Annotated in this window: 4 protein-coding genes; 3 read left to right on the top strand and 1 reads right to left on the bottom strand. The window is 72.5% G+C overall.

Going from position 1 to position 3,595, the window contains the following annotated elements; all coding sequences use genetic code 11:
• Positions 1-1,048: FAD-dependent monooxygenase (locus tag E3T33_RS07625; protein WP_174843275.1), on the top strand; the 1,048-nt coding region annotated here is incomplete at its 5' end.
• 255 nt (positions 1,049-1,303) lie between these two features.
• Positions 1,304-2,239, top strand: a complete 936-nt coding sequence (locus E3T33_RS07620) for an alpha/beta hydrolase (RefSeq protein ID WP_166784438.1) — start codon at positions 1,304-1,306, stop codon at positions 2,237-2,239.
• A gap of 198 nt (positions 2,240-2,437) precedes the next feature.
• Here E3T33_RS07620 and E3T33_RS07615 read toward each other — a convergent pair whose 3' ends face one another.
• Positions 2,438-3,040: a histidine phosphatase family protein gene (locus E3T33_RS07615; protein ID WP_092321153.1), complete on the bottom strand. Its 603-nt coding sequence runs from the start codon at positions 3,038-3,040 to the stop codon at positions 2,438-2,440.
• 21 nt (positions 3,041-3,061) lie between these two features.
• On the opposite strand from E3T33_RS07615, the gene E3T33_RS07610 reads away from it, so the two are divergent.
• Positions 3,062-3,517: a hypothetical protein gene (locus tag E3T33_RS07610; RefSeq protein ID WP_198417257.1), complete on the top strand. Its 456-nt coding sequence runs from the start codon at positions 3,062-3,064 to the stop codon at positions 3,515-3,517.
• Positions 3,518-3,595 lie beyond the last annotated feature (78 nt).

Below are 3,595 nucleotides of genomic sequence, written 5' to 3'. Positions count from 1 at the left end.
CGACCGCTCCCGCGCCCACGCCACCGACCGCGCCGCAGCCCCCGCCCCCGCCGGCGACCTCGAGCCGGGCGTCGCCCACGTCGTGGCCGGCCGGCGCGGGCTGCTGTTCCTCTTCGCGATCGGCGAACGCGCCACCTGGCGAATGCTCGCCACACGCGCCGCGGGGGAGTCGCGGCATCCGTTCGGCCAGCCCGGTCCGCCCGTTCCGCGCGACCAACTCCAGGCGCTCGTCGATGACGCCGGCCTTCCCGCGCGGATCACCGAGGTGGCCTGGTCGGCGCAGGTGCGGCTGCAGTACCGCCTCGCCACGCACTTTCGCCGCGGCGCACTCTTCATCGCCGGCGACGCCGCGCACGTGCACTCCCCGGCCGCGGGGCAGGGCATGAACACGGGCATCCAGGATGCCCTCAACCTCGGCTGGAAACTTGCCTTCGCGGCCGGGGCCGACGCCTCCGGCGCGGCCCCGCGCACCGAGTTGCTCGCCTCCTACGAGCGGGAGCGGCGTCCGGCGGATCGGCGCGTGCTCCGGGTGACGCACGTCATCTTCTGGGCCGAGGCCAGCCTGCATCCGCTCGCGCAGCTCCTGCGCTCGGTCGTCGTGCCGCTCGGCGCGCCCCTCGCTCCGTGGCTGATGCGACGACGGCGGCTGGTGGCCGAGGGCGCCCGCCTGATGTCCCAGTTCGGGCTGCACTATCGGGGCAGCCGGCTGTCGGTCGAGGGCGTTGCCGCACCCGGATCGCGGCCGGGGTCGGTCCGTCGCGCGCGCGTCGGCTCGCGCCTGCCGGATGCGCTCGTGCGGTGCGAGGACCGGCGGGTTCGGCTGCATGAGCTGATCGCCAAGCCCGGCGTGCACATCCTGCTGCAGAAGGATGCTGCCGTGATCGACACCGGGCTGCTCGGCCCGATGACCCACGTGCACCGGCTGAGCGACCGTCCGGGACGCGGCGTGGCCGTGATCCGGCCGGACGGCTACGTCGGATTCCGCGCCGCAGACGTGGACCAGGACCAGCTCGGCGCCTGGCTGCGCCTGGTTGGCCTGGCTCCGTGAGCGGACCGGGCGGGCGGGTAAGACCCCGGCGGGACGGTGAGACTTGGGCGGGAGGCGGCCGCTGGGCGACCCGGCGACCCGCCCGGCGACCCGGTGCGCGGCCCTGCCCGGAGTCGACGGCGCATCCCGGGCCCCGGGGAACGTCGTTGTCCATCCCTTTGCGGGGGGAGCGGGCCGCGGGTATTGTCCCCCTCGTTTCCTGTCGGAGCCGCGCGCGGCATCCGGAACCGTCACGCCGAGCGAATGGGTGATTCGATGTTCGACCACACAGCCAGCACCACGCGATCCGGCCCATTCGGCGCCCGCACCGGCACGCGGCCCCCGGGCACGCGCATGTACGGCAGGCTTCCCGGCGGGCTGCCCTTCCTCAGCCTCGGGTCGGGTGAGCCGCTGGTCTTCCTGCCGGGGCTCGGGGCGCACAACGAGGGCCCCGTCGGCATGGAGCGCTGGGCGCAGGCGCTGATGCTGGAGCCCTATGCCCACAGTCGTCGTGTCTGGTGGGTGAACCGACGGCCCGGGCTCGCGCCGGATGCCACGATCGCCGACCTGGCCGGCGAACTCGCCGGCGCGCTGCGTCGCCAGTTCGGTCGTCCGGTCGACGTGCTGGGAATGTCAACCGGCGGCAGCGTCGCGCTGCAGCTGGCGGTGGACCACCCCGACGTGGTCAAACGGCTCATCATCGTCTCGGCCGCCTACCGGCTCGGTGAGCGGGGGAGGAATGCGCAGCGACGCGTCGCCCAGGAGGTGCAGGCGGAGCGGCCGAGGCGGGCAGGCGCCGCGGCGTTCGCGATGCTCGGAGCCGGGCCCGCGTCGCGGAGGCTGCTGGGGGTGCTGGGCTGGCTGCTCGGCCGCTCGATGTACGGCAAGGCCACGCCCGACATGATCGCCACCATCCGCGCCGAAGACCAGCTGGACCTCAGGGATCGGCTGCACGAGATCTCCGCCCCGACCCTGGTCATCGGCGGGGAACGCGACGCGTTCTACAGTGAGCAGCTGTTCACGCAGACCGCCGCGCTGATCCCGAACAGCCAGTTGCTCCTCTACGAAGGCCAGAGCCACATGGGCACGTCGACGAGCCGCAATCTCGTCTCGGACGTGCTCGGCTTCCTCGATGCGCAGGACATTGCGCCGGGGGCAGCGCCGGGGCGGAGCATCCGCGTCGCGCGCCAACGTGACCGCGCAACTGACTGACTGACGCCCGCGCGCCGGTCGTGGCCCCAGCCGCCGGCCCGGGTTGAGTTGCGGACAAAGTACCTTCGCGCGCGCGGGGAAGGTACTTTGTCCGCAACTCAAATAAGTGGCCAAGGGGTCCAGCCCACGCACCAGCCCACGCTCGAGCCCAGCGCCCCAGCCCGCACGCCCGCGCTCCGGGCGCAACCAGGTCCGCCCTTAGAGCACGGGATCCATCGAGTCGAGGTGACAGGCGTCGTTCCACATCCGCAGCACCCGGTTCTCGCGCTCCCAGCCGAGGGTTGACACGGTCGCGGTGCCGAGGCTCAGGTTCCGGCCGGCCGTCGGCGGCAGGCCCATCCAGCGGGCGGCCATGATGCGCAGGAAATGCCCGTGTGCGAAGACGGCCACCGGTCCGTCGGCGGCCAGGCAGGCCTCGATGGTGCGGTCGGCGCGTGCGGCCACCTCGTCCACGGATTCGCCCGCCTCGACCGGGTGGGTCCAAATTGACCAGCCCGGGATGTCCCGGCGGATGTCGTCGGTCGTGCGCCCCTCGTACACGCCGTAGTCCCACTCCAGGATGTCGTCGCTCGCGACGCCCTGCCCGGCGTACCCTGCCCGTTCCATGGTCTCCCACGCGCGCGCGAGCGGGCTCGACAGCACGAGGGAGAACGCCTGGCCGTCGAGCATCTCGCCGAGGGCATCCGCCTGTCGGCGTCCGAGCTCGGTCAGGGGGATGTTCGTGCGTCCGGTGTGCTGGCCGGTGATGCTCCACAGGGTCTGCCCGTGCCGGATCAGGGAGACGGTGTTCGTGCGTGTCATGCGACGAGTCTAGGAGTGTCGGTGGCTGCCGATATCGTCACCAGCATCTACTCGCTAACGCTCGTGCCACGAGACGAAGGAGAGATGATGAAGGCATTTGTGGCCACGAGGGTGACCCAGGGCAAGCGCCCGAGCGATTTCAGCCACTGCATCGACGGGGAACTCGTCTGGATGATCGACCCCTGCCCGTTGAGCAGGCGCCATCCGGACGGCCCGTGCGGCTGCGGGCGCTCGTTCTCCGGGATGAGCACCGACGGGTACACGACGACGGCCGTGGTGCGCGACATCCCGGGTTTCAGCCGCGGCGACTACGAGATGGCGCTTCGGTCCTGCTTCGAAGCCCAAGGCTGGTGCCCGTGCTGCCTGAACCGGTCGGTGCCGGACATGGTCGACGAGCTGATCGACCTGGCCGCGTCCTGGGCCGACGGAACAGTGGTCGGGCGCCGCCTGGACCGGGTCCTGGCCCGGCACCGGTGACCCCGATGGCCGCGCCCCGCCCCGCTGCTCGCGCCCCGCCCGGGCGGTCGCGCCCCGCTGGTCGAGCCCGGTCGCGGG

The organism is Cryobacterium sp. TMT1-2-1 (genome assembly GCF_004403955.1).
Lineage (GTDB): Bacteria > Actinomycetota > Actinomycetes > Actinomycetales > Microbacteriaceae > Cryobacterium > Cryobacterium psychrotolerans.
The sequence above is the reverse complement of the archived record's forward strand: the minus strand, read 5'-3'. Positions and strand labels throughout refer to the sequence as shown.